This window comes from Streptomyces sp. AC558_RSS880 (assembly GCF_019049255.1).
Classification (GTDB): Bacteria; Actinomycetota; Actinomycetes; order Streptomycetales; family Streptomycetaceae; genus Streptomyces.
This window is the reverse complement of the sequence record NZ_JAGMUJ010000022.1, coordinates 89,411-112,660: the sequence shown is the minus strand read 5'-3', so window position 1 is coordinate 112,660 and position 23,250 is coordinate 89,411. Positions and strand designations below refer to the sequence as shown.

At 71.2% G+C, this 23,250-nt stretch carries 30 protein-coding genes and 1 pseudogene; 19 read left to right on the top strand and 12 right to left on the bottom strand.

Features of this window, described 5'->3' with window-relative positions:
* Positions 1–559, bottom strand: a 559-nt coding sequence (mshD, locus tag KUM38_RS08890) for a mycothiol synthase (RefSeq protein ID WP_217128746.1), incomplete at its 3' end; no start/stop codon positions are given.
* Positions 560–717: 158 nt separating this feature from the next.
* Between mshD and KUM38_RS08885 the strand changes: the two genes are divergently transcribed.
* The 4 genes and pseudogenes from KUM38_RS08885 to KUM38_RS08870 form a co-directional block, all read left to right on the top strand.
* Positions 718–2,541, top strand: a complete 1,824-nt coding sequence (locus KUM38_RS08885) for a bifunctional UDP-sugar hydrolase/5'-nucleotidase (RefSeq protein ID WP_217128745.1) — start codon at positions 718–720, stop codon at positions 2,539–2,541.
* Between the two features lie 131 nt (positions 2,542–2,672).
* A complete protein-coding gene (locus KUM38_RS08880) occupies positions 2,673–2,960 on the top strand; it encodes a hypothetical protein (RefSeq protein ID WP_217128744.1) in 288 nt (95 codons plus the stop codon).
* Positions 2,957–3,355, top strand: a complete 399-nt coding sequence (locus KUM38_RS08875) for a hypothetical protein (RefSeq protein ID WP_217128743.1) — start codon at positions 2,957–2,959, stop codon at positions 3,353–3,355. The genes KUM38_RS08880 and KUM38_RS08875 overlap by 4 nt, the downstream gene beginning before the upstream one ends.
* A 127-nt stretch (positions 3,356–3,482) precedes the next feature.
* A pseudogene (locus tag KUM38_RS08870) lies at positions 3,483–3,614 on the top strand (DUF397 domain-containing protein); the annotation flags it as partial.
* A 32-nt stretch (positions 3,615–3,646) separates the two neighbouring features.
* Here the strand turns inward: KUM38_RS08870 and KUM38_RS08865 are convergent.
* Positions 3,647–4,207: an SMI1/KNR4 family protein gene (locus tag KUM38_RS08865; RefSeq protein WP_217128742.1), complete on the bottom strand. Its 561-nt coding sequence runs from the start codon at positions 4,205–4,207 to the stop codon at positions 3,647–3,649.
* 97 nt (positions 4,208–4,304) lie between these two features.
* Between KUM38_RS08865 and KUM38_RS08860 the strand changes: the two genes are divergently transcribed.
* Positions 4,305–4,955 carry a hypothetical protein gene (locus KUM38_RS08860; RefSeq protein WP_217128741.1) on the top strand — a complete coding sequence of 217 codons (651 nt, stop codon included), beginning with the start codon at positions 4,305–4,307 and terminating at the stop codon, positions 4,953–4,955.
* 67 nt (positions 4,956–5,022) lie between these two features.
* Here the strand turns inward: KUM38_RS08860 and KUM38_RS08855 are convergent, their stop codons facing one another.
* On the bottom strand, positions 5,023–5,202 hold the full coding sequence (locus KUM38_RS08855; protein ID WP_217128740.1) for a DUF1737 domain-containing protein: 180 nt from the start codon (positions 5,200–5,202) through the stop codon (positions 5,023–5,025).
* A gap of 68 nt (positions 5,203–5,270) precedes the next feature.
* On the opposite strand from KUM38_RS08855, the gene KUM38_RS08850 reads away from it, so the two are divergent.
* Positions 5,271–5,426 (top strand): hypothetical protein, encoded by a 156-nt coding sequence (locus KUM38_RS08850; RefSeq protein ID WP_217128739.1) that lies wholly within the window; start codon positions 5,271–5,273, stop codon positions 5,424–5,426.
* On the opposite strand, the gene KUM38_RS08845 is transcribed toward KUM38_RS08850, so the two are convergent.
* The 8 genes from KUM38_RS08845 to KUM38_RS08810 all read right to left on the bottom strand — a co-directional run bounded on the left by KUM38_RS08845 (position 5,416) and on the right by KUM38_RS08810 (position 13,485).
* Positions 5,416–5,808: a DNA-binding protein gene (locus KUM38_RS08845; RefSeq protein WP_217128738.1), complete on the bottom strand. Its 393-nt coding sequence runs from the start codon at positions 5,806–5,808 to the stop codon at positions 5,416–5,418. The two genes, KUM38_RS08850 and KUM38_RS08845, sit on opposite strands and share 11 nt — an antisense overlap.
* On the bottom strand, positions 5,808–6,059 hold the full coding sequence (locus KUM38_RS08840; RefSeq protein ID WP_217128737.1) for a hypothetical protein: 252 nt from the start codon (positions 6,057–6,059) through the stop codon (positions 5,808–5,810). Before KUM38_RS08840 ends, KUM38_RS08845 begins: the two co-directional genes overlap by 1 nt.
* A gap of 74 nt (positions 6,060–6,133) precedes the next feature.
* Complete coding sequence (locus KUM38_RS08835; protein WP_217128736.1) at positions 6,134–8,212, bottom strand: pectinesterase family protein; 2,079 nt, start codon at positions 8,210–8,212, stop codon at positions 6,134–6,136.
* 76 nt (positions 8,213–8,288) lie between these two features.
* Complete coding sequence (locus tag KUM38_RS08830) at positions 8,289–9,710, bottom strand: cell wall metabolism sensor histidine kinase WalK (protein ID WP_217128735.1); 1,422 nt, start codon at positions 9,708–9,710, stop codon at positions 8,289–8,291.
* Entirely contained in the window at positions 9,707–10,441 is a 735-nt protein-coding gene (locus tag KUM38_RS08825) for a response regulator transcription factor (RefSeq protein ID WP_217128734.1), read from the bottom strand. Before KUM38_RS08825 ends, KUM38_RS08830 begins: the two co-directional genes overlap by 4 nt.
* Positions 10,442–10,509: 68 nt before the next feature.
* A complete protein-coding gene (locus tag KUM38_RS08820) occupies positions 10,510–11,541 on the bottom strand; it encodes a S1C family serine protease (protein ID WP_217128733.1) in 1,032 nt (343 codons plus the stop codon).
* A 114-nt stretch (positions 11,542–11,655) separates the two neighbouring features.
* Positions 11,656–12,678 carry a LacI family DNA-binding transcriptional regulator gene (locus tag KUM38_RS08815; RefSeq protein ID WP_217128732.1) on the bottom strand — a complete coding sequence of 341 codons (1,023 nt, stop codon included), beginning with the start codon at positions 12,676–12,678 and terminating at the stop codon, positions 11,656–11,658.
* A gap of 42 nt (positions 12,679–12,720) precedes the next feature.
* Positions 12,721–13,485, bottom strand: coding sequence for a response regulator transcription factor (locus tag KUM38_RS08810; RefSeq protein ID WP_217128731.1), 765 nt, complete (start codon positions 13,483–13,485; stop codon positions 12,721–12,723).
* 220 nt (positions 13,486–13,705) lie between these two features.
* Between KUM38_RS08810 and KUM38_RS08805 the strand changes: the two genes are divergently transcribed.
* From KUM38_RS08805 to KUM38_RS08775, 8 genes are all read left to right on the top strand, one after another.
* Positions 13,706–14,569, top strand: a complete 864-nt coding sequence (locus tag KUM38_RS08805) for an alpha/beta hydrolase (RefSeq protein ID WP_217128730.1) — start codon at positions 13,706–13,708, stop codon at positions 14,567–14,569.
* Positions 14,570–14,609: 40 nt separating this feature from the next.
* Positions 14,610–14,864, top strand: coding sequence for a MoaD/ThiS family protein (locus tag KUM38_RS08800; RefSeq protein ID WP_217128729.1), 255 nt, complete (start codon positions 14,610–14,612; stop codon positions 14,862–14,864).
* 3 nt (positions 14,865–14,867) lie between these two features.
* Positions 14,868–15,920 carry a hypothetical protein gene (locus KUM38_RS08795; RefSeq protein WP_217128728.1) on the top strand — a complete coding sequence of 351 codons (1,053 nt, stop codon included), beginning with the start codon at positions 14,868–14,870 and terminating at the stop codon, positions 15,918–15,920.
* A gap of 165 nt (positions 15,921–16,085) precedes the next feature.
* Positions 16,086–16,826 carry a DUF2993 domain-containing protein gene (locus KUM38_RS08790; protein ID WP_217128727.1) on the top strand — a complete coding sequence of 247 codons (741 nt, stop codon included), beginning with the start codon at positions 16,086–16,088 and terminating at the stop codon, positions 16,824–16,826.
* A gap of 197 nt (positions 16,827–17,023) precedes the next feature.
* On the top strand, positions 17,024–17,131 hold the full coding sequence (locus KUM38_RS43535; protein WP_351998383.1) for a putative leader peptide: 108 nt from the start codon (positions 17,024–17,026) through the stop codon (positions 17,129–17,131).
* A 129-nt stretch (positions 17,132–17,260) separates the two neighbouring features.
* Entirely contained in the window at positions 17,261–18,106 is an 846-nt protein-coding gene (locus tag KUM38_RS08785; RefSeq protein WP_217128726.1) for a sulfurtransferase, read from the top strand.
* Positions 18,107–18,148: 42 nt separating this feature from the next.
* Positions 18,149–18,436, top strand: a complete 288-nt coding sequence (locus KUM38_RS08780; protein ID WP_004986406.1) for a DUF1416 domain-containing protein — start codon at positions 18,149–18,151, stop codon at positions 18,434–18,436.
* An 87-nt stretch (positions 18,437–18,523) separates the two neighbouring features.
* A complete protein-coding gene (locus tag KUM38_RS08775; protein WP_217128725.1) occupies positions 18,524–18,784 on the top strand; it encodes a DUF3099 domain-containing protein in 261 nt (86 codons plus the stop codon).
* Between the two features lie 10 nt (positions 18,785–18,794).
* On the opposite strand, the gene KUM38_RS08770 is transcribed toward KUM38_RS08775, so the two are convergent.
* A complete protein-coding gene (locus tag KUM38_RS08770) occupies positions 18,795–19,157 on the bottom strand; it encodes a DsrE family protein (RefSeq protein WP_217128724.1) in 363 nt (120 codons plus the stop codon).
* 101 nt (positions 19,158–19,258) lie between these two features.
* On the opposite strand from KUM38_RS08770, the gene KUM38_RS08765 reads away from it, so the two are divergent.
* From KUM38_RS08765 to KUM38_RS08745, 5 genes are all read left to right on the top strand, one after another.
* The gene (locus KUM38_RS08765) at positions 19,259–20,113 is read left to right on the top strand and encodes a hypothetical protein (protein ID WP_254396882.1); all 855 of its coding nucleotides are present in this window, start codon (positions 19,259–19,261) and stop codon (positions 20,111–20,113) included.
* Complete coding sequence (locus KUM38_RS08760; protein ID WP_308408930.1) at positions 20,110–20,928, top strand: hypothetical protein; 819 nt, start codon at positions 20,110–20,112, stop codon at positions 20,926–20,928. Before KUM38_RS08765 ends, KUM38_RS08760 begins: the two co-directional genes overlap by 4 nt.
* Positions 20,925–21,788, top strand: a complete 864-nt coding sequence (locus KUM38_RS08755; protein WP_217128722.1) for a hypothetical protein — start codon at positions 20,925–20,927, stop codon at positions 21,786–21,788. Before KUM38_RS08760 ends, KUM38_RS08755 begins: the two co-directional genes overlap by 4 nt.
* 227 nt (positions 21,789–22,015) lie before the next feature.
* On the top strand, positions 22,016–22,591 hold the full coding sequence (locus tag KUM38_RS08750; RefSeq protein ID WP_217128721.1) for an FABP family protein: 576 nt from the start codon (positions 22,016–22,018) through the stop codon (positions 22,589–22,591).
* 217 nt (positions 22,592–22,808) lie between these two features.
* The gene (locus tag KUM38_RS08745) at positions 22,809–23,246 is read left to right on the top strand and encodes a Fur family transcriptional regulator (RefSeq protein ID WP_217128720.1); all 438 of its coding nucleotides are present in this window, start codon (positions 22,809–22,811) and stop codon (positions 23,244–23,246) included.
* Positions 23,247–23,250: the final 4 nt, after the last annotated feature.

Sequence of the window (23,250 nt, the reverse complement as noted above, 5' to 3'; positions counted from 1 at the left end):
ACGCGGCGGCGTTCACCGCGAGCCAGGCGGCGTCGTCCCGCCCCGGCACGAACGTCCGGACGGTCACGCCGTCCGGCAGCACCGGGTCGGGCAGATCGAGGTCGGCCAACGGCCGCCGCATCTGCCGCAGTTCCCGGAACAGCGTCAGCCCGAGGACCTGCGCGAGGTGCCGGGCGGCGGAGTGACCGCCGTGCGCCCACACCCGCAGCCGCTTCCCGGAGGCGGCGAGCAGCGCCGAACCGAGCGCCCGCCCGTGCCCGTTGCCCCGGTGAGAGGGGTGCACGACCAGCTCGGCGGCCGGCGGCTCCACCGGATCGGTGTCCTCCAGCTGGGCGTACCCGACGAGCTCGCCGTCGACGGAGAGCAGCAGGTGCGAGACCCCGTCCCGCTCCCCGCCGCGCAGCTGCAACCGCCCCTGCTCGGACACCGCCTGCTGTCCGTCGGTCTTGGCGGCCTCGGCGAGCAGGGCGAGAACCGCCTCGGTCTGCTCGGGGCCGAGCGCGGCATACGTCTGGAGCGAGCGGGATCGGCCGGGCCGTGCGAAGTCGTCGCTGGTCATGCGTACGAGACTAAAGGGAGCGCGCGGGGAGGGTGTCGCAAAACGGACGACAACGGCGCAGGGGAAAGTTAAACCAGGCCGTAACCCTGAAGCCCTGTTGCGCTACGCGCGTTGACTCTAGGCTGCGCCGGTATCCATTCGGACCCACAGGGGGGCGCATGCCAGCCACATCCCCGGCGCACCACCAGCGCCGCAGACGCCGTACGAACCGTCTCCTCGCGACCGTCGCCGGTGTGCTCACCGTCGGCGCGCTGGCCGCGGCCGCCCTGCCCGGGTCGGCGACGGCGGGCGAGAACCACGGGAACAAGGGCAAGGCCCGCGACCACGGCCGCTACCAGGACGTGCAGCTGCTGTCCTTCAACGACCTGCACGGCAACCTGGAGCCGCCGTCCGGCTCCTCGGGCCGGGTCACCGAACTCCAGCACGACGGCACGACGAAGACCGTCGACGCGGGCGGCGTGGAGTACCTCGCCACCCACCTGCGCGAGGCGCGCGAGGGCAACCGCTACTCCATCACCGCCGCCGGCGGCGACATGGTCGGCGCGTCCCCGCTCCTCTCGGGCCTCTTCCACGACGAGCCCACCATCGAGGCGCTGAACAAGCTCGACCTCGACGTGACGAGCGTCGGCAACCACGAGTTCGACGAGGGCGCGGCCGAGCTGGGCCGCCTCCAGAACGGCGGCTGCCACCCCACCGAGGGCTGCTACACCGACAAGGAGTTCAAGGGCGCCGACTTCCCGTACCTGGCGGCGAACGTCCTGGACGAGAAGACGGGGAAGCCCGTCCTCAAGCCGTACTGGGTGTGGAAGAAGCAGGGCGTCAAGGTCGGCTTCATCGGCGTGACCCTGGAGGGCACCCCGGACATCGTCTCCGCCGAGGGCGTCAAGGGCCTCACCTTCAAGGACGAGGTCGAGACGATCGACAAGTACGCCAAGGAGCTCCAGCGCCGGGGCGTGAAGTCGATCGTGGCGCTCATCCACGAGGGCGGCTTCCCGGCCTCGTCCGCCTACAACTACGACTGCGACTCCCCGGGCGCGGGCGACGGCATCTCCGGCCCGATCGCGGACATCGCGAAGAACATCACGCCCCAGGTGGACGCGCTGGTCACCGGCCACACCCACAACGCGTACGCGTGCACCATCCCCGACCCGGCGGGCAAGCCCCGCACGGTCACCTCGGCCGCGTCCTTCGGCCGCCTCTACACGGACACCACGCTGACCTACGACCGCGCGACGGGTGACATCGCCCGTACGGCCGTGAAGTCCGCGAACCACGTGGTCACCCGGGACGTCCCCAAGGCGCCCGACATGACCCGCCTGATCGACAAGTGGAACACCCTCGCCGCCCCGATCGGCAACCGCCCGATCGGCTACATCTCCGGCGACATCGTGCGCGACGGCACCGAGTCCCCGCTCGGCGACCTGATCGCCGACGCGCAGCTGGCGTACGGCAGGACGCTGGACGCGGAGACCGACCTGGCGCTGATGAACCCCGGCGGCATCCGCGCGTCCCTCACCCACGCGGCCGGCGGCGCCGAGGGCGACGGCGTGGTGACGTTCGCCGAGGCCTTCACCGTCCAGCCCTTCGCCAACACGGTCAACCTGCAGGACTTCACCGGCGCGCAGGTCATCCAGGCCCTGAAGGAGCAGGTCAGCGGCCCGAACGAGGCGGCCCCGAAGATCCTCCAGATCTCGGGCGGCCTCACCTACACCCTGGACCTGACGAAGACCGGCGCGGACCGCGTCGTCACGGACTCGATCAAGCTCAACGGATCCGCGATCGACCCGACCGCCACCTACCGCGTCGCCACGAACAGCTTCCTCGCGGGCGGCGGCGACGGCTTCCCGACCCTGGGCCAGGGCACGAACGACCTGGTCGGCGAGGACGACCTGGCGGCGCTCGAGCAGTACCTGACCGCCAACTCGACGCCCACGTCCCCGATCGCCCCGCCGAAGGCGGACCGCATCACGATCGTGAGGTAGTAACCACCGTCGGGGCCGGTACCAGGCGTGTTCACCGCCTCGTACCGGCCCCGACGCAGGTCACCCCCTCTTTCGGGTGATGCGATCGAATGATCCTGTGCGCACCGCTGCGGCATGGCTATGGTGAAACCATGGCAGAGCACACCACCATTCAGGTGTCCCGGCAGACCCGCGACCACCTCGCCCAGGTCGCGAAGGAGCGGGGTATGACGCTCGGGCAGTTGGTCGAGCAGTTGGCCGCGGAGCAGCCCACCGCGGAGCAGATCGCCGAACGGGTCGCGGCCGACCGGCGGGTCGTGCGCGAGGTCATCGGTCTCGAGCTCAGTGACGAGGAGTTCGATCAGGCCCCTGACGTGCTCGGGAACATCTACCGGATCGCCGCCGAGAAGGCCCGCGTGGCACGGGGTGCGGCCGCGTGATCATCCTGGATACGGCTGCCACCCGCGCCCTCGCGAACGGGCACAAGACGCTGAATCTTCTCGCGGGCAACATGGCCCGTACCCCGGGTGACCTTCTCCGGATTCCGGCGCTCTGCCTGATGCGGGCGGAGTCGGAGGACACGGGTGCGGCGCAGCGTGTGCTGGCCTTCTCGTCGGTCGTGGTCGACGCCCTCGGCACCGTCGCCTCGGTCAGTGTCGGAAGCATGATCCGCGACGGTTACGGCGGCGCGGACACCTGTCACGCTCTGTACTGTGCTCTGCCGCGTCCGGACTTCACGGGCATGTCCATTCTGCTGACGGACCGCGAAGAGGCGTATCCACCCGGCGTGGTCACGGTCGACATCGACTCCCCCGGAATGCTCGGCTTCCACTGACCCCTCCGTCACTTCTCACGCGGCTTGACGCGCTGCCCCCGGCCGACCGCGACATGGAGTACGTCCTCCAAGGACTTCAGGTCCGCACGAGCGCGAACCGCACCGCCCGCTCGCCTGCCTTCCCGTCCGCGAGCACGGCCTCGGCCACGCCGGCATCGTCCCCGTGCGGGACAGCAAGGTCCTGCCCGGCCCCGTGCTCGTCTTCGGCTCGGCTTCGTGGACGTCCTTCGTGACGGAGTTCGGCAGCCGGCGGCGGTAGGCACCCCCCCGGGCAGCCGCACGACGCGGCGGTCACACGGCGTCGTCCCAGGGCTTGTCCGCCGCCCAGTGCCGGACCCAGCCGGCGAAGCCCGGGTCGGCGGTCGTGTGCCCGAACTCCGCTCCGAAGGGAACGGCGCCGACGTCGCTGATCAGCCAGACGTGACCTCGGTGGGGGCCGCTCACGACCAGATGCCAGTTCATCGCGCACCCGTCGGTACCGAGCACGATCGAGCCGTCGGCGTAGACCCGCTCGATGAGCTCGTCCTCATCGTCGCCGCCCTCCGGGTCGTCCTCCCACAGCCACGCCTCCGTCAGCGGGAACGGCTTGCTCAGGTCGCGTTCCTGCCCGTCGTCACCCCAGTCGTCGGGCAACTCGGCGACCGGCAGCAGCCCGTACTCCGGCGGCCCGGAGTACGAGCCGTCCGTCACCTCCGCGACGAAGGTCCGGTACGGCTCGGGCAGCACGATCCCGTGCTCGGCCTCGAAGGCGCGCACGGCGTCCCAGCCGAGAGCCGACTCGCCCTCGTCATCGACGCCGAACGCCTGCCGCAGCGCGTCCAGTTCGGCAGGATCGGCGTGATCACAGTTCATGCGGCATGCATACCACCCGGCTCCGACAACAACCGGACCGTGTCCGAGGGGACGGCCCGTGCTCCGGATGTCAGTGCCGCTTGGCACGATGGCGCTCATGAGTCACAACATCGCGTACTCCACCGCGGACAAGGCCGACGTTCTCGCCTACCTGGGCAGCGACGGCGACCTGACGGCGGACCAACGACGCCGCCTCGACGGAATGCGCAAGGACGCCCAGGTCCATCAGGACGACCTCGATCGCCAGGGCATCGACTGGGGCCTGTCCATCCCCGATGCCCTCGACCACCTCATCAAGGGGCGCGCCGATTCGAAAGCCGAGTGTGCGGGTAACGCCTACCACTCCGCTCTCCAGCACATCATCGACCACAACGCGTCGGACCCGGCCCATCTGGGCACCTACTCCAAGCCCTCCACGTTCTTCGGCCTGGTGGACGACGAGCTGCGCCGTCTCGGCGTGCCCGCCGACCTTCTGCCCCACGGATACCTCTACGGGGGACTGCCCGGCGAGTTCCCGTTCGTTCCGTACTCGGTGGACGGCTATCCGGCCATAGGCCACCTGCCGCTGGCCAAGGCCAAGCCCGCCGCCGACGCCTACCGTGCCGTCCTGGAGCGGGTGAACCCGGACTTCCGGTACGACCTCCGTGAACTGACCGAGAAGCTCGAGTTCGAGCATCGGGAGTGGGAGTACGCCACGAAGAACATCGACTGGTACACCCAGGACACGCTCTTCTTCAAGCTCGTCTGACGCGCTTCCGGATGCCGCGGCGCGCGGGAAAGGGGCCGGCGGGGAGGTCGCTCTGCGGTAGGACCGCCTACCCGGGCCACACGACCGCCTGTGCGACGATCACCCGCTCACCGTCGAAGGTGACCGACGGCCCTTCGTGCAGCAGGTATCCCATCTCCAGCGCCTCGCTCACCCGGTGGCAGAAGGCCGAGTCGTCGGGCCCGGTCAGTACGCGGTAGACGGGCAGCCCGTCCGGTGGTGTCGACATGCGCCCACCGTGCCATACGGCTCACTCGAGCGGGCGGGCCGCTGAACGAACCGGCCGGCCGTTTCGACATGACCTCACGGGCTGTGAAGATCGCACGGTCGATACGGGGCGGCTCGCGGGAAGCGGCCACCGCCCTGCACGGTCCGGGGCGGCGCGGAGAGGCGAAGGCGGCGGTCCGTGAGGTGCTCACCGACTGCGAGGAGTTCCTCCACGTCACACCTTGAGTACTTCCACGGTGGGGCCGCAGAGGAGCATCAAGTCCTCGGGGTCGGACGTGAGGACGGTGACCGGCTGGGGGGCCGTGCGGGCGATGGCGGCCAGGGCGGCGTCGGTGGCGTACGTGTGGCCGTGGAGGTGGTGGGTGCGCAGGAGGGTCGCGGCGTGGTCCGTGACCGCCTTGGTGACGTCGTGTACGTCCACGCGCGAGAGGACCCATGTGATGCGGGCGGGGTGAATGCGCTCGTAGTCGGCCTCGAGTGTCGTCATGGCGCTGGTGGCCACGCGGATGCCCTCTTCCGAGGCGGCTTGCACGAAGGTCACGACGGCACGGTCCTTGCGGTAGAGCTTCGAAAGACCTTCGCTGTCGAGCAGGAGGGTGCCGGGCATCAGGCGGCGGTCCTGCCGGACTGCCGGTGGTCGTGGCGCAGCAGTGCGCGGGCGGCCTCGACCTCCTCGCGGGTGAGCTCGTCGTCACCGGTCTCGAAGTCGGCGACGATTTCGCGAAGCTTGTCCATGGCGACCCGATGCTCAAGGGCTTCGGCCACGTAAGCGGAGAACCCACCAGGACCGACGTGGGCGCGCACGGCCTCGGCGAGGTCCTCGGGCAGGCTGATCGAGTATTTCTTGCTACCGCTCATGCGGTCGATCCTACCGGTGGTGGCAATGAGGGGTGGCCCCACGCCGTCCTCGGCGTGGGGCCCGTTGCGAGGATTCAGGACGCCGTGGGCGTCCAGCCCGCCAGCCAGTCCGCGACCTCCTGGTCGGCCGCCTGGGCGTCCGTCAGATGCGGGCGGTTGCTGCTCGCCGCGCCCGAGCCGGAGCCCGTGTTCCTGTACTCGGCGAAGCGGTCGTCCTTCCAGGAGAAGCCGCTCATGTCGGTCCAGGGCGTGGTGCGGACCGCGGCGCTGAGGTTGGTGTTGCGGACCGTGGTCTGCGGGTCCAGGGAGGCGTCGCCGCCGGCGTGCCAGGGGCGGCCGAGGTAGAAGGTGCGGTCGGAGACGGCGCCGCCCACCGTGGAGTTGGCGATGAGGAGGCCCTTGCGGTTCGCGGCGGTGCTCGGGGCCGTGACGTAGCCGGCGGAGGTGCCGTCCCAGCGCTTCTTCAGGGTGATGACCGAGCGGTCGATCACCGCGGTCGCCCGGCCGAAGATGAAGTCGACGTTCCCGACGACGTAGGAGTTGGTGACGTAGACCCGGCCCAGCCTGTCCTTGGCGGCCGTGTCGAGGAGGAGGGTGTCCTGGTCGCCCTCGACGATCACGCCGTCGAGGAAGACCTTGTCGGCCGCCGTGCGCAGGGCGACCGCCTGGTGGCCGGAGAGGGACTGGTTGGCGCCCTCGTCGAAGTCGTTGGAGATCGTCAGGTTGCGGGCCTGGAAGTCGTCGGCCTCGACGGCGACCGTGGCGCTGCCCGAGGTGCCGTACGTGCCCGAGCCGTCCGGCTTCCGCGTGCCCGCCGCGTTGTTGTAGACGATCACCGTGTCCTTGCGGCTGCCGCCGGTGCCCTGGAAGGTGACGTGCGGCTTGTTCGACGGGACCTTGACCGTCTCGCGGTACGTGCCCGGCTTGATGGAGATGACGACGCGGGAGGCGTTGTTCGCGGGGACGGCGTTCACCGCCGCCTGGACCGTCCTGTACTGGCCGCTGCCGTCCTTGGCGACGGTGAGCGTCGTGGCCGCCGCGGCCTTCGTCGACGCCTCCGCCTCCGCCGCCGACGCCGCCGTCGTGCCGATGGTCGAGCGCGGGCCCGTGCCCGACTTCAGCAGGGACGGCACGTTCGCCGCGCTGTCGAGGGTGTAGGAGTAGTACGCCTTCGGGTCGAAGGCCGTGCCCCCGCTCTCGTTGCGGCCCGACGTGCCCGAGAAGACGTTGCCGCGCTGGACGATCGTCGCCGTCGCGTCCTTGATGACCGGGTTCCTCATGCCCTGGAAGTAGCTGTTCTCCAGGACCATCCGGGTGCCGCCGCGCGAGTAGTTGCCGTACGACGAGTTGATGCTCGTGCCCGCGACGTCCTCGAGGAAGTTGTTGTAGAGGTGCGCGTGGGCGGCGTTGTCCGTGGAGGGGTTGCGCTGCTCGGTCTCGCGGAACCAGTTGTGGTGGATCGTGATGTCCGTCGTGACGTTCTCGGTCCAGCCGATGCCGAAGGTCTTGTTGTTCTGGCTGAGTTTGTTCCAGGAGACCGTCACGTACGTGCTGTCCTTGCGGACGTCGATCAGTCCGTCCGCCATGTTCCGCAGGTCGTTGTGGTCGATCCAGACGTGGTGCGCGCCGTCCATCTGGATCGCGTCGTAGTCGTGGTCCTTGTCGTTCCAGACGCCCTGGTAGGCGTCCCGGATCGTCAGGTTGCGGATGATCACGTTGTGCACGCCCTGGCCGAGGAAGAAGCCCCCGCCGACGATGTGCCCGGACGTGCCGGAGCCCACGATCGTCTTGTCGGAGGCGACCTTGATCTCCTTGCCGACCGGGTTCATCGTGATCGTCCCGGCCACGACGATGACGTACGGCTCGGCGGCCGTGGCGTACTTCTCCAGGTCCGCCTGCGTCCGCACGGTGACGGTCTTGCCGTCCCGGCCGCCGTACGTGCCGTTCTGGCCGAGCGCGTCGACGGAGGCGAAGCCGTCGGCGGTGGCGGTGGCCCAGGCGGGGGCGGCGGCCGTCGTCGCGGCGGACGCCTGCTGGGGGACGACGTCGGTGCCGTACACCAGGACCCCGGCGGTGGTCAGGGCCAGCGGGAGGCCGACGGCCAGGAACTTCCCGGGCCTGCGGTGCCGGGCCGTGCTGCGGTGCTCGCTCATGCGGCGATCCGTTCCGTGTGGGGGAGGGGACGCCGATCGGTCGCCGCCCGGCACGGAAAGGTTGCCGCCGTCTTCGCTAGGGCACCTCGGGCGGTGGGGTCGGGGCGCCCGGCAGGCGGACCGTGGCCGTCGTGCCGCCGCCGTCCGCCCGGGCCAGGGACACCTCGCCGCCCGCCTGCTGCACCGTACGGGCCACGATGGACAGGCCGAGGCCGGAGCCGGGGAGCGCGCGGGCACCGGGGGAGCGCCAGAACCGGTCGAAGACGTGCGGGAGTTCGTCGGCGGGGATGCCGGGGCCGTGGTCGCGGACGGTGAGGACGCCGTCGGCCAGGCGCACGTCGATCGTGCCGCCCTCCGGGCTGAACTTCACCGCGTTGTCCAGGATGTTGACCACCGCCCGCTCCAGCGCGGACGGCTCCGCCCGTACGTACCACGGGTGGACGTCCGCCGTGATCGTCAGCTCGGGGCCGCGCAGCCGGGCGCGGCGCAGGGCCGACTCGACGGCGTCCTGCCAGGCGACGATCTGCGCCCGGTCCGCGTGCTGGCCGGTGTCGGGGCGGGACAGCTCCTGCAGGTCGCCGATGAGCGCGGCCAGTTCCGTCATCTGCGCCTTCACGGAGGCGAGCAGGGCCCTGCGGTCGGCCTCCGGGATCGGCCGGCCCGTCTCCTCGCTGCGGGTGAGGAGTTCGATGTTGGTGCGCAGGGAGGTGAGCGGGGTGCGCAGCTCGTGACCGGCGTCCGCGATGAGCTGCTGCTGGAGGTCGCGGGAGCTGGCCAGCGCGGACGTCATGGAGTTGAAGGAGCGGGAGAGCCGGGCGATCTCGTCCTCGCTGTCGTCGTCGACGGGGATGCGGACGGTGAGGTCCTCGGTCCGGGCCACGTGCTCCACCGCCCGGGTCAGTTCGTCCACGGGGCGCAGGGCGGTCCGGGCCACCCAGAGGCCGGCGGCGGCGGCCCCCACGACCCCGGCGCCCGCGACGAAGACCAGCACCAGGGCGAGGTTGCTGAGGGAGCTGTTCACCTCGCTCAGCGGGCGCGCGGCGGAGACGGCGACGTTCCGCAGGCCGGGCACGGTGTAGGTGAAGACCCGGTACTGCCCGCCGTCCGACCCCGTCGCCTCGTGCAGCGCGTCGATGGACGTGCCCTCGGCCACGGCGCGGTCGGCGCCGGTGAGCGGGACCTTCTCCGTGCCGATGATGAGGCAGCTCCCGCCCTTGCTGTCCACGAGCTGTACGGACGAGCCGAAGGGGTTCTCCTCGTGGGTGCGGGGGTCGTGGGCGCACAGACCGGTGGGCAGGTCGAGGTACTTGCTCACCTGCTGCCCGTCCATCCGGTTCGCCTTCAGGGCCTCGTCCAGCGAGCTCACCAGCACGCTCTTCACCACGAACCAGCAGGCCACCGCCACCACCGCCACCGCGAACGCCACCGCCGCCGCCACCAGCAGCGACAGCCGGGCCCGGATGGGCAGCGCACGGACGCGGCGGACCAGCTTGCTCACTCCGCGCCGCCCTGCCGCAGCACGTACCCCACCCCCCGCACCGTGTGCACCAGGCGCGGCTCGCCGCCCGCCTCGGTCTTGCGGCGCAGGTACATGACGTACACGTCGAGCGAGTTGGACGAGGGTTCGAAGTCGAAGCCCCAGACCGCCTTCAGGATCTGCTCACGGGTGAGCACCTGGCGCGGGTGTGCCATGAACATCTCAAGGAGGGTGAACTCCGTGCGGGTCAGCTCCACCCGCCGGGTGCCCCGCGTGACCTCGCGGGTCGACAGGTCCATGCGCAGGTCGGCGAAGGCGAGGACGTCGTCGGACTCGGCGGAGGCGGCCACCGCCGCCGCGTACGAGCTGCGGCGCAGCAGCGCGCGGATACGGGCGAACAGCTCGTCCAGCTCGAACGGCTTGACCAGGTAGTCGTCCGCCCCCGCGTCCAGGCCGGTCACCCGGTCGCCGACCGTGTCCCGGGCGGTCAGCATCAGGATGGGCGTGGTGTCGCCGGTGGCGCGGATGCGGCGGGCGGCGGTCAGGCCGTCCATCCGGGGCATCTGGATGTCCAGGACGAGCAGGTCGGGACGGTACGCCGCCGCCTTCTCCAGGGCGTCCGCGCCGTCGACGGCGACCTCGGTGCCGTACCCCTCGAAGGCCAGGCTGCGCTGGAGCGCTTCGCGCACCGCCGGCTCGTCGTCGACGATCAGGATGCGCTGGGGGTCACGGTCGCCTTCTGCGGGGCTCATGGGCTCGGGGTTCCTCACGGCTCTCTACGGTTCAGGCCTTCAGCCTCGCACGGTACGCGGGCGGCGCGTCAGGTCGTCGAGCCGGAGCGCAGCGCCGACAGGTCCGACGTGACCGTGTTGATCGGGATGGCGAAGCCCAGGCCCACGCTGCCCGCGTCGGACGACGAGGACGAGCCGCTGCCGCTCGCCGAGTACATCGCGGAGTTGATGCCGATGATGTCGCCGTTCATGTCGATCAGCGCGCCGCCGGAGTTGCCCGGGTTCAGGGACGCGTCGGTCTGGATCGCCTGGTACGTGGTCGTGGAGCTGCCCGTGTCGCCGTTGAACTCCTGGCCGCCGTACTCGAACGGCCAGCCGCCGCCCTGCTGCCGCTGCTGCCGGCTCTCGCTCTCGTCCGTCGAGACCGTCACGTCACGGTCGAGGGCGGAGACGATGCCGCTGGTCACCGTGCCCGTCAGGCCCTCGGGGGAGCCGATCGCCACGACCTGGTCGCCGACCCGCACGCCGTCGGAGTCGCCGAGGGTGGCCGCCTGCAGACCGGAGGCGTCCTGGAGCTTGATCAGGGCGAGGTCCTTGCCGCTGTCGGTGCCGACGGTCTCCGCCTCGTACGTCTTGCCGTCGCTGGTCCGCACCTCGATCGACGAGGCCCCGGACACGACGTGGTTGTTGGTGACGATCTCGCCGTCGGACGTGATGATCACACCGGAGCCGGTGGAGGAGCCGGCGTTCGAGGTCGCGTTGATCTCGACGATGCTCGGGGTGACCGCCTCCGCGACGCCGGACACCGTGCCCTTCTGGCTCGACGGTACGACGGTGGTGCTGGCCGAGCCGGCGGCGACCGTGTCGTTGCCGGTCAGCTCCTGCACGCCGTAGGCGGTGCCGCCGCCCACGGCCGCCGCGACGATCGCCACGGCGGCGAGCAGGGCCGCCGGGCCGCGGGCGCGCTTCCGCTTCGCGGGCTGCGGTGCGGGCTCCTGCGCGGGCCGGGACGAGGGCTGCGCGTGCGTCGGCGGGGCGTACGCCGGCGGGGGCGGCCACTCGGGGTTCACCTGGTGCGGGCTGCTCTCGTGCTCGCCGCTGGGGCGGAGGCTCTCGGTCATGGCTCCGAGCCTCGCGCCCGACGATGAGAGCATCCTGAGTGTGTGCTGAGAAGCCCGGCAGAACCTCGTATGCCCGATATAAAGGTCTGTCGCCGGGGCCGGTCGCGGGTGTGGCTACGCGCAGCCGCAGGAGTGGCGTACCACCAGGCGGGACGGGTACACCTTCAGCCGCTCGCGGCGCGAGCCCGCCACCCGCACGCCGTCGTCCAGGACGAGGTCGACCGCCGCGCGGGCCATCGCCGAACGGTCGGAGGCGACCGTGGTCAGCGGCGGATCGGCGAGCGCCGCCTCCTTGATGTCGTCGAACCCGGCGACCGCCAGCTCGCCCGGCACGTCGATCCGCAGCTCCCGCGCGGCGCGCAGGATGCCGATCGCCTGGTCGTCGGTGGAGCAGAAGACCGCGGGCGGGCGGTCCGGGCCGGACAGGATGTCCAGGCCGACGCGGTAGGCGTCGTAGCGGTTGTACGGGGCCTCGAAGAGGCGGCCCTCGGTCGGTATGCCGGCCTCGTCCATCGCGCGCCGCCAGCCCTCGACGTGGTCGGAGACCGGGTCGCCGACGGCGGGGGTCTCCGCGGTGCCGCCGAGGCAGGCCACGTACTCGTTGCCGTGTTCCAGCAGGTGGCGTACGGCGAGCTGGGCGCCGCCGAGGTCGTCGGTGACGACGGCGACGTCGTCGATCGCCTCCGGGCGCTCGTGCAGCAGCACGATCCGGGCGTCCCACGCCTCGATCTCCGCGGCGGCCTGGTCGTTGAGCGCGTGGCTGACCAGGATCAGGCCGGAGACCCGCATGCCGAGGAAGGCCCGCAGGTAGTGGACCTCGCGCTCGGCGATGTAGTCGGTGTTGCCGACCAGCACCATCTTCCCGCGCTCGGAGGCGGCCTGCTCGACCGCGTGTGCCATCTCGCCGAAGAACGGCTGGCGGGCGTCCGGGATGATCAGGCCTATGAGGTCCGTGCGCCGCGACGCCATCGCCTGGGCGACCCGGTCCGGCCGGTACCCCAGCTCCTTGATCGCGGCGAGGACACGCTCGCGCGTGGCCGGGGCGACCGGCCGGGGTCCGTTGTTGATGACATAGCTGACGACGGCGGTGGACGTCCCCGCCAGTCGCGCCACATCATCCCTGGTTACCTTGGCCACGCGCGGAGTCTACGCGGATATACCCGGGGTGGGCAGGGCGTATCAGACCTTGGATGACGCCGTTTCCGCGGTGTCCGTCCTCTCCTCGGCCCCGGCGGCCTTGGCGTCCTCCGCGGCGCGCGCCGGCTTTTCGGGCTTCTCGGGGGTGACGAACCGATAGCCGACGTTGCGGACGGTGCCGATCAGCGACTCGTGTTCGGGACCGAGTTTGGCGCGCAGACGCCGTACGTGGACGTCGACCGTGCGGGTGCCGCCGAAGTAGTCGTAGCCCCAGACCTCCTGGAGCAGCTGGGCGCGGGTGAAGACCCGGCCGGGGTGCTGCGCGAGGTATTTGAGCAGTTCGAATTCCTTGAAGGTCAGGTCGAGGACCCTGCCCTTGAGTTTCGCGGAGTAGGTCGCCTCGTCGACCGACAGGTCGCCGTTGCGGATCTCCATCGGGGAGTCGTCGTTGACGATCTGCTGGCGGCCCATGGCGAGGCGCAGCCGCGCCTCCACCTCGGCCGGGCCCGCGGTGTCCAGGAGGACGTCGTCGATGCCCCAGTCCGCGGTGACGGCGGCCAGGCCGCCCTCGGTCACGACCAGGACGAGGGGGCAGCCGGGGCCGGTGGAGCGCAGCAGCTGGCACAGGCTGCGGACCTGCGGGAGGTCGCGGCGGCCGTCGATCAGGATCACGTCGGCGCCGGGGGTGTCGACGAGGGCGGGGCCCTCCGCGGGGGCCACCCGCACGTTGTGCAGCAGCAGGCCGAGGGCGGGGAGCACCTCCGTCGACGGCTGGAGGGCGTTGGTCAGGAGCAGCAGAGAGCTCATCGCACCCCACCGGCCCGGGTCGTCGTTCGCTCGTGCACGGTTCGCTCGCCCATAACGTCTGGTTCCTCCTCGGTCCCTGCGAGGACGTTTACGGCATTGCTGCGTGCGTTCGACGGCCCGTACACCGGCGGTTTCCCGCGTTCGTATACAACGCTTCCGAAAGCACAAAAGGACCCGGGGGCTTCGCTGCCCGAGTCCTCTTCGCAGCAGAATAGCCGACATGGGTACCGGTCGGGCAGGTCATGTGGCGCGATCCACCGTTCGTTCCACCATTCGTCCATATTCCGAGACGGATGGAGTGACGCGGGGTGGGGCGCCTTTGCGGACGTTCTTGCGCACCACGGACGGCGTGGCGATCGATTCCGTATACGAACCGGCTGCTCCGTACGAACCGGGTGCCTCTCCTTCCCGCGATCTCGTTTTCGTGATCGCGCACGGGTTCACCGGGGACGCGGACCGGCCGCACGTGCGGAGGGTGGCGCGGGCTCTCGCGCGGTACGGGAGTGTCGTGACGTTCTCCTTCCGGGGGCACGGGGCGTCGGGCGGGCGGTCGACGGTCGGGGACCGGGAGGTGCTCGACCTCGCGGCGGTGGTGGGGTGGGCGCGTGAGCTGGGGCACGCGCGGGTGGCCACCGTCGGGTTCTCCATGGGCGGGTCGGTGGTGCTGCGGCACGCCGCGGCCGGCCGGGACGCCGGGGTCGACGCCGTCGTCTCCGTGAGCGCGCCCGCGCGGTGGTTCTACCGGGGGACCGCCCCCATGCGGCGGCTGCACTGGCTGGTGACCCGGCCGTCCGGGCGGCTGGTGGGGCGGTACGGGCTGCGGACGCGGATCCACCACCGGCAGTGGGACCCGGTGCCGGTGTCGCCCGTCGAGGCGGTGCCGCGGATCGCGCCCACGCCGTTGCTGATCGTGCACGGGGACCAGGACGGGTACTTCCCGCTCGACCACCCGCGGATGCTGGCGGCCGCCGCCGGGGAGCACGGGGAACTGTGGGTCGAACCCGGCATGGGGCACGCGGAGAACGCGGCGCCTCAGGCGCTGCTGGGGCGGATCGGGGACTGGGTGGTGGGCCGGGCGGGCTAGCCTGACGGTGTTCACCGTCAACCGATTGAGGAACCAGCAGATGGCAAAGGTCACGGTGCGGTACTGGGCCGCCGCCAAGGCCGCGGCCGGGGTGGCCGAGGAGGCGTACGAGGCGGCCACGCTCGCCGAGGCGCTCGACGCGGTGCGCGGGCGGCACCCCGGCGAACTCGCGCGCGTGCTGCGGCGGTGCTCGTTCCTCGTCGACGGTGATCCCGTGGGCAAGCGCGCGCATGAGACGGTACGGCTGGCCGACGGCGGCACGGTCGAGGTGCTTCCGCCGTTCGCAGGAGGGTGAGCGATGACGAACCAGCCGTACGGGGCGTACGACCCGTACCAGGATCCGCAGCAGGCTCAGGGCGTGTGGCCGGGGCAGCAGCAGGCGTACGAGGATCCGTACGCGGACCAGCAGTACACGCAGCAGTGGCAGGGGCAGACGTGGGAGACGCAGATGCAGCCGCCGGTGGCCGCGGCGGCGTACGCTCCGGTTTCCCCCGCTCCTGCTCCCGTTCCTCAGGCGGCTCAGGCGGCTCAGGCGGCTCAGGCGGTCCCGGAGGCTCCGGCGGCTGACGGGTCCGGGCCCGAGTACGGGCCGGCCACGATGGGCGGGAACTCGCGCGTCACGGACGCGCAGCGGGCGCGGGCCGAGGGACGGTCGCCGATCATCGAGCCCGGGATGCAGCCGGCGCTGCTCACCGCGCTGCTGGGGCTGTTGCTGGCCGGCGGGGCGGCGCTGGGGACGTACGCGCTGCTGGTGCCGTTGGTGGTGCTCCAGGGGCTCACGGCGGCGGGCTGGTTCCGGCTGAACGGGATGTGGCCGGCCCGGCAGGGGATCGCGCTGGGGTTCCTCGGCGCGCTGGCCGCGGACGCGGCGCTGCTGGTGTCCGACCGGTCGACGGCGGCGATCCTGGGGACGCTCGGGGTGTGGGTGCTGCTGTCGCTGGTGCTGCAGCTGCGGTCGCACGCGGATCCCGACGAGCGGATGTACGGCCTGATGGCGACGGTCGTGGCGGCGGCGCTGGCGATCGCGGCGGCCGGGTACCTGGCGGCGGACGCGTCCGCGGTGACCGTGGGCGCGGTCGCCGTGGCGGCGGGGGTGGTGGCGCGGGCGCTGCCGCTGCCGACGCCGGTGTCCGTGGTGGTCGCGGTGGCGGTCGCGGCGGGCGCGGGATTCGTGGTCGACGGGTCGGCGGGAGCGCTGGTGGGGGCGGGCGCGGCGGTGTGCGCGCTGATCGGCCACCGGGTGGCGAGCTACGACTACCCGTCCCGCTTCGTCCACTTCACGGCGGGCGTGGCCCTGCCCCTGGCCGCGGCGGCCCCCGCCGTCCACACCCTGGCCCGCGTGCTCACCTGACGGCCGTCGGGCGGGCCCCCTGTCACAAGTGATCCGCGCGGGCCCCCTGTCACAAGTGATCTACAGTCCCCCGCTCCCCACCCTCCCCGGCGCTACCCTCGCGCAGGGACGGCCGCCCGGTCGTCGACGACCGCCGTCGTCACACGCCAGGTGGGGGAAGACCGCATGCGCGCACTGCGAATACTGCTGATCATCACGGTGATACTCGGCGGCATCTTCGTGATCGTCGACCGAGTGGCCGTCAACTTCGCCGAGGGCGAGGCGGCCGACCGCCTGAAGGCGACCGAGAACCTGGCGGACACCCCCGACGTGTCGATCAACGGCTTCCCGTTCCTCACCCAGCTCGCCGGCGGCACCCTCGACGAGGTGCGGGTGGGCATCGAGGACTACGAGGCCGGCACCGGCGACGGCGCCGGGACGATCCGCATCGCCGCCCTGCGCGCGGACATGCACGGCGTCGAGTTCTCCGGTGACTTCAGCTCCGCCGTCGCCGCCGACGCCACCGGCACGGCCACCGTCGCCTACGACGAGCTGCTCAAGACCGCCACGTCCGAGCCCGGCCGGGTGGCCCCCGGCGTCACCGCCCGGGTCGTCGGCCTGTCCGACGGCGGCAACGGGAAGATCAAGGTCGCGGTGGAGGCCACCGTGCTGGGCACCGAGCTGCCCGAGCCGGTCTCCGTGCTCAGCTCCGTGACGGTCGTGGACGGCGACACCGTGCGCGTGAAGGCCGACGCGGTACCGGAGATCGGCGGGGCCGAGATCGTCGAGTCCAGCGTGCGGCGGATCACCGACTTCGAGCAGAGGATCGACGGACTGCCCGGCGGCATCCGGCTGGACAAGGTCGAGGCCGCGGAGAACGGGGTGGAGATCACGGTGAGGGGTTCCGACGTCCGGCTGGTCGGGTAGGGATCGGTTTGACCGGGGGCGCTGTCCGAAAAGTGAGACGGGCGTGTCCGCAGGGCAAGTGCGGTGGTGGCCGTCCGGGCGGGCGGGACGGGGGAACGGTGACTTCCGAGGACGTGTGTCCCGTATGACGGACGATCGCGTCTCAGCATGCGACACATCGGTGACACGCGCACCCGTCCGTCCTTACGATCGGACCCATGCAGTGTCAGACGAGCGTCCTCCGGTCGAGGGGACAGGCGGATCTCACGAAGCGGCGGGCAGTGGACCTGTGCCGTGTCGCCGCCATGCTCTGTCGCACCTTCTGATGAGCGGACGCCCCGCCGTCCGCATCCCCACCCCGCCCCGCTGAGGGCACCCGTGCGCCGACCCCGCCGAGGCCGCGCGCACCCTCTCGCCCGCACGCCCCGCCGCAACTGCCCCGGAGGAGAAGAAGCATGAGCCGCAGCGACGTCCTGGTCGACGCCGACTGGGTCCAGGAGCACCTGGACGACCCGACCATCGCCATCGTCGAGGTGGACGAGGACACGTCCGCCTACGAGAAGAACCACATCAAGAACGCCATCCGGATCGACTGGACCAAGGACCTGCAGGACCCGGTCCGCCGTGACTTCGTCGACCAGGAGGGCTTCGAGAAGCTCCTGTCGGACAAGGGCATCGCCAACGACCACACGGTCGTCCTCTACGGCGGCAACAACAACTGGTTCGCCTCGTACGCCTACTGGTACTTCAAGCTGTACGGCCACGAGAACGTCAAGCTCCTCGACGGCGGCCGCAAGAAGTGGGAGCTCGACGCCCGCGAGCTGGTCCCCGGCGACGAGGTGCCGGAGCGGCCGAAGACCGACTACAAGGCGAAGGCCCAGGACACCTCCATCCGTGCCTTCCGCGACGACGTCGTGGCCGCCATCGGCGCGCAGAACCTGGTCGACGTGCGCTCGCCCGACGAGTTCTCCGGCAAGCTGCTCGCCCCGGCCCACCTGCCGCAGGAGCAGTCGCAGCGCCCGGGCCACGTCCCGACCGCCGCCAACATCCCGTGGTCGAAGAACGCCAACGACGACGGCACCTTCAAGTCCGACGACGAGCTCAAGGCGCTCTACGAGGCCGAGCAGGTCGACCTGGCCAAGGACACCATCGCCTACTGCCGCATCGGCGAGCGCTCCGCGCTGACCTGGTTCGTGCTGCACGAGCTGCTCGGCGTGGAGAACGTCAAGAACTACGACGGCTCCTGGACCGAGTACGGCTCCCTCGTCGGCGTGCCGATCGAGCTCGGCCCCGGCAAGTAACCCCTCCCCACCGACCTTTCCAGACCACTTCAGGAGTACGACATGTGCGGTGCGAAGGCCGGCGGCCCGGACGCCTCGACGATCAAGCCCGGTGAGACCACCATCCAGGGCCAGGTGACGCGCGACGGAGAGCCGGTGACGGGCTACGTCCGTCTGCTGGACTCGACCGGCGAGTTCACCGCGGAGGTCCCGACCTCCGCCACCGGACAGTTCCGCTTCTACGCGGCGGAGGGCACCTGGACCGTCCGCGCCCTGGTGCCCGGCGGCACCGCCGACCGCACGGTCGTCGCCCAGCAGGGCGGTCTGGCCGAGGTCGCGATCGCGGTCTGAGGACACGGGAACGGCCGAAGGGCCGCACCCCACGGGTTGGACGCCCGGGGTGCGGCCCTTCGGCGTGCCCGGACCTACGCTGGACGCATGTACGCGCGCAGGCGGCACGCCTACTTCGCCCTGATGGGCACCTGCGTCGGGCTGTTCGTCCTGGCCTGGAGCGTGGTGCGGCTGTGGTCGGTGCCGGCGGCCGTGGGCATGTGCCTGGTGGCCATGGTCATCCCGCCGGTCGCCGCGATGGTCGCCAACCGGCGGGGTCCGGAGGACCGCTGGTGGGACGATCCGTCCGGCGACCCGACGTCCGACGAGTGGTGGGACGAGCTGGACGGCAGGAAACGGCCCCGGTAGGGCGGACCGCTCAGTAGACGAGCGCCTGGGTGCCGTCGGCCAGGGACTCCTGTACGAAGACCTGCGCGCCGGCGATGCGCACGCCCTCGATGACGTCCTTCTCGGTGATGTCGCGGCGGGCCGCGCACTGGGTGCACAGGGTGATCCGGCCGGCGGCCAGGACCGAGTCCAGCAGGTCGGGCAGCGGGGCGGCGTGCGGCAGCTCGAACTCGGCGGCACGGCCCGGCAGGGCGAACCACGAGGACTCGCCGGTGAGCCACAGGGAGACCTCGACACCGCTGGCCGCGGCCACCGCCGCCACCATGAACGCCTGCGAGCAGCGCTCGGGTGCGTCGGTTCCCGCGGTCACTTTGATCACAAGCTTCTTGGCCATGACCGAATCGTAATCATGATCGCCACAACTTCGGCCGACGCCTGTGGGTCTCCTGTGCGCGCGTGGACGGAATACGCGCTTCACCTTCTGTGGGGGACGTCTTGGAACAACCCGAAGAAGCAGCCGACGCCCCGGACGCGCCGAGACCGGCGGATGTGCCGGAGGCCGCCCCGGCCCCGGAGGTCCCGGAGGCCCCGGAGGTCCCGGTGGACGGGGCTCCGGACGCCCCGGCTCCGGACGCGTCCCGGAAACGCCGGCCGGGGCGGACGGCCGTGCTGATCGCCGCCGCGGCCGTGCTCGGCGTGGTCGCCGGAACCTGCGCCGGATATCTCGTACAGGCCGACCGCGAGCCCACCAGGCTGCCGCCGCTGTCGCAGCCGGTGCTCACGCGGTCCGGGGGCGAGGCGCCCGAGCCGTTGTCGGCCGACCGGGACCGCCGCGTGAGGACCGACGGCGATCTGCGCGAGCTGCTGCTGAAGAAGCCGCGCGGCACCCAGGAACCCGAATGGCCGACGGGCGAGGACGGCTGGATGGACCTCGCCGAGTACGCCGGTTACTACGAGGAGTCCGGCTCGATGTTCGGGCAGCTGGCCATGGACGGGTTCCGCAGGGCGGCCGTCGTCGGCTGGCTCGACGACGACGACTACAGCGTGGAGATCCGGCTGGTCCAGTTCCGCCAGGAGGAGGGACTGGTGGCCGCCGGCAACGCCGAGAACGGCCGGTACTGGGCGGACGACGCGGAGGACACGGACAGCTGGGCCGTCCCCGGTACCGGGGACGGCAGGGCGTACGTCCACAACAGCCCCGACGTCGAACCCGGCTACGAGCCCCTGTACGCCGCGGAGGCGCACGCCTGGCGCGGCGACATCTCCATGGAGATCTGGGTGTACGGAACCAAGCCCGTTCCCAAGAAAATGATCATGGATCTGGCCGAGCGGCAGATGGAGCGGCTGTGAACGAGACGCAGAACCCGGCACCCCTGCCGCCCGTCCCCGACGACGTTCCCGCCGCGGCCCCAGCGAAGCGGCCCGTGCGGTGGGGCCGCGTCGCGTCCGTCGCCGGCTCCGTGCTGCTCGCCGGGGCCGTCGTCACGGGCGTCGGACACACCGTCGTGACCGTGCGGGACGCCGACCGCGAGGCCGGCGCGACCGTCTGGAAGTTCCCCGAGGCGGCGGCCGCCGAGGGCAAGAAGGCCGAGCCGCAGGGGCTGGCCGCGATGCTCGTGCCGTACGGGTACGACCACTGGCTCCCGGGGCCCGACTTCGGCGAGTTCGGCTCGGACACGCAGCTCGGCGGCGCCCGGGCCACGGCGCTGCAGAAGGAGTCGCTGCGCGATCTGCCGCGCTCCCAGCGCAAGCGGCTGGAGAAGGAGATCGACAGCTGGCGCGTCGAGGGCATGGCGATGCGCAGCTACACCAGCGGATCGAACAGCGTCTACAACGAGGACGAGGTCCACACCGTGGGCATCGTGCTCGCCCGGATGGAGAACAAGGCCGCCGTGCGGGACTTCGCGCGGTTCCAGACCGAGTTCCTCGACGCCCTCGACATCTTCCGCAAGGGGCCGAAGATCAAGGGCCACGAGGACGCCCAGTGCTTCCTGCCGCCGGCGGACGCGGAGACCGACCTCGACATGATGCAGTGCTCGGCCCGCGTCGGGAACGTCCTGGTCACCCTCACCGCGGACGGCGCGAAACCGCTGGACACCAAGAGCGTCGCCACACTGTTCCGCGAGCAGCTCGACCGCATCGACGAACCGGGGAAGGCCGTATGACCGAGCAGCCGCAGACCCTCGTACCCGCCCCGCCCACGGAGCCACCGGCCGTACCTGCTGTACCGGACGTGGTGGCCGGTCCCGGGCAGCCGGCGCGCAAGGACCGCCGGGTGCTGCGCGCCGCCCTGCGCTGGACCGCCGCCGTGGCCGTCTTCGCCGTGGCCGGCGCGGGCACGGCGTACGGCATCACCCGCATGGAACGGACGGACGTGCCCGGCCTGGCGACCGCCTCCGACGGGCGGTGGGACTACCCGGAGCTGACGAAGCCGCCGCTGCCCGCCGGCAGCCCCGGACCGCAGGCGGAGTCCAACCCGGCCGGCACCCACCACGCCGATCTGCGCGCCCTCCTGCTGCCCGCCCCCGAGGGGGCGAAGGAGGACAAGGCGCTGCGCGGCACGGACGGCTGGCTGGACATGGACGACTTCCTCGAGGAGTACCAGGAGGACGACGACCGGGACACCTTCCGGCAGGAGCTCGTCGACAACGGTCTGCGGCACATCGCGGCCCGCGGCTGGACGACCGCGGACGGCACCCGGACGCGGATCTACCTGCTGCGGTTCGACACGGCGGGCGTGGTGGAGCAGGGCTTCTTCGTGCCCCACTTCTCGTACGTCTCGGCCTACCAGGTCCGGGGTGCCGAGAGCGTCGACAACGACGAGTCGTTCCCGGTGAAGTCGGAGGTCGCGGGGGTCCAGCGCTCGGCCCAGGTCGAGACCGAGCCGTACGGCGCCGAACAGGACCGGCAGGCCTACCTCGCCGCCGGTGACGTCCTCGCCGTCGTGCTGCAGTCCCGGAAGGGAACCGCGCCCGCCGTGCCGTTCCGGCAGACGGTCGTGCTGCAGAGCCAGCTGCTGGGCTGAGGCGCGGGAGGCACCACCTCGCACGACAGGGCCGGACCCCGGCCGCGTAAGCTGGGGCCCGGCCCCGTGCACACCACCGCACCCCCCGCTCAAGGAGCACCCCGTGGTTATCTTCTTCGAAGCCCTGCTGGTCCTGGTCGCCGTCGGCGTTCTCGCCTTCGCCGGGCTGACCGTGAAGAAGCTGTACCAGGGCCAGCGCTGATCACCGACGCCAGGAAGTACCGCTCATGATCGAGATCCCGTCCGACCTGCACAAGGACCTCGTCCCGCTCGCCTTCCTGCTCGGCAACTGGGCCGGCGCGGGCGTGCACGACTTCCCCGGCGCCGAGAAGTGCAACTTCGGCCAGGAGGTCACGTTCACCCACGACGGCCGGGACTTCCTGGAGTACGGCTCCCACACCTGGGTGCTGGACGGCGACGGCAACAAGGTCCGCCCGCTGGAGTCGGAGCACGGCTTCTGGCGGATCGACGCCAACCGCAAGGTCGAGGTGACGATGACCCGCGACGACGGCGTCATCGAGATCTGGTACGGCGAGCTGGCCCACCAGAAGCCGCAGATCGACCTGGTCACGGACGCGGTGGCGCGCACCGCCGCCTCCCGCCCCTACAGCGCCGGCAAGCGGCTGTACGGCTACGTCAAGAGCGACCTGATGTGGGTCGGCGAGAAGCAGACCCCCGAGGTCGAGCTGCGCCCCTACATGTCGGCGCACCTGAAGAAGGTCGTCACCCCGGAGGAGGTCGAGCGCTGGGCCAAGGCCCTGCCCGACGACATGCCCGACGACGGGATCGCCTTCTTCAAGTAGGCCCCCGCCCGGGAGGTCCCAGGGGGTGTCGTTTGGATCTTGCCGGGGTCGCGGGCCCTGGCACCACGCCTCGCCGCGTTGTCGTCGGTTGCCAGGGCTCCGCCCTGGCGCCCTCCTCCGCCTTGCGATGCATGGCACCAGACCCCGCTCGGCTTGGCTGCAAAGCACCGCTCACTGAAGCCGGCCTGATCCAAACGACACCCCCTAGACTCGAGGTGTGGTGAGCACCGACTGGAAGAGCGACCTCAGGCAGCGCGGCTACCGGCTGACCCCGCAGCGGCAGCTGGTGCTCGAAGCCGTGGACACCCTGGAACACGCGACCCCCGACGACATCCTCGGCGAAGTGAGGAAGACGGCGTCGGGGGTCAACATTTCCACCGTGTACCGCACGCTGGAGCTCCTCGAGGAGCTGGGCCTGGTCAGCCACGCCCACCTCGGGCACGGCGCTCCGACGTACCACCTCGCCGACCGGCACCACCACATCCACCTGGTCTGCCGGGACTGCACGAACGTGATCGAGGCCGACCTCTCGGTGGCCGCCGAGTTCACCGCCAAGCTGCGCGAGCAGTTCGGTTTCGACACCGACATGAAGCACTTCGCGATCTTCGGCCGGTGCGAGGACTGCTCCCGGAAGGCTTCGACCACCGAGTCGTAGGCTT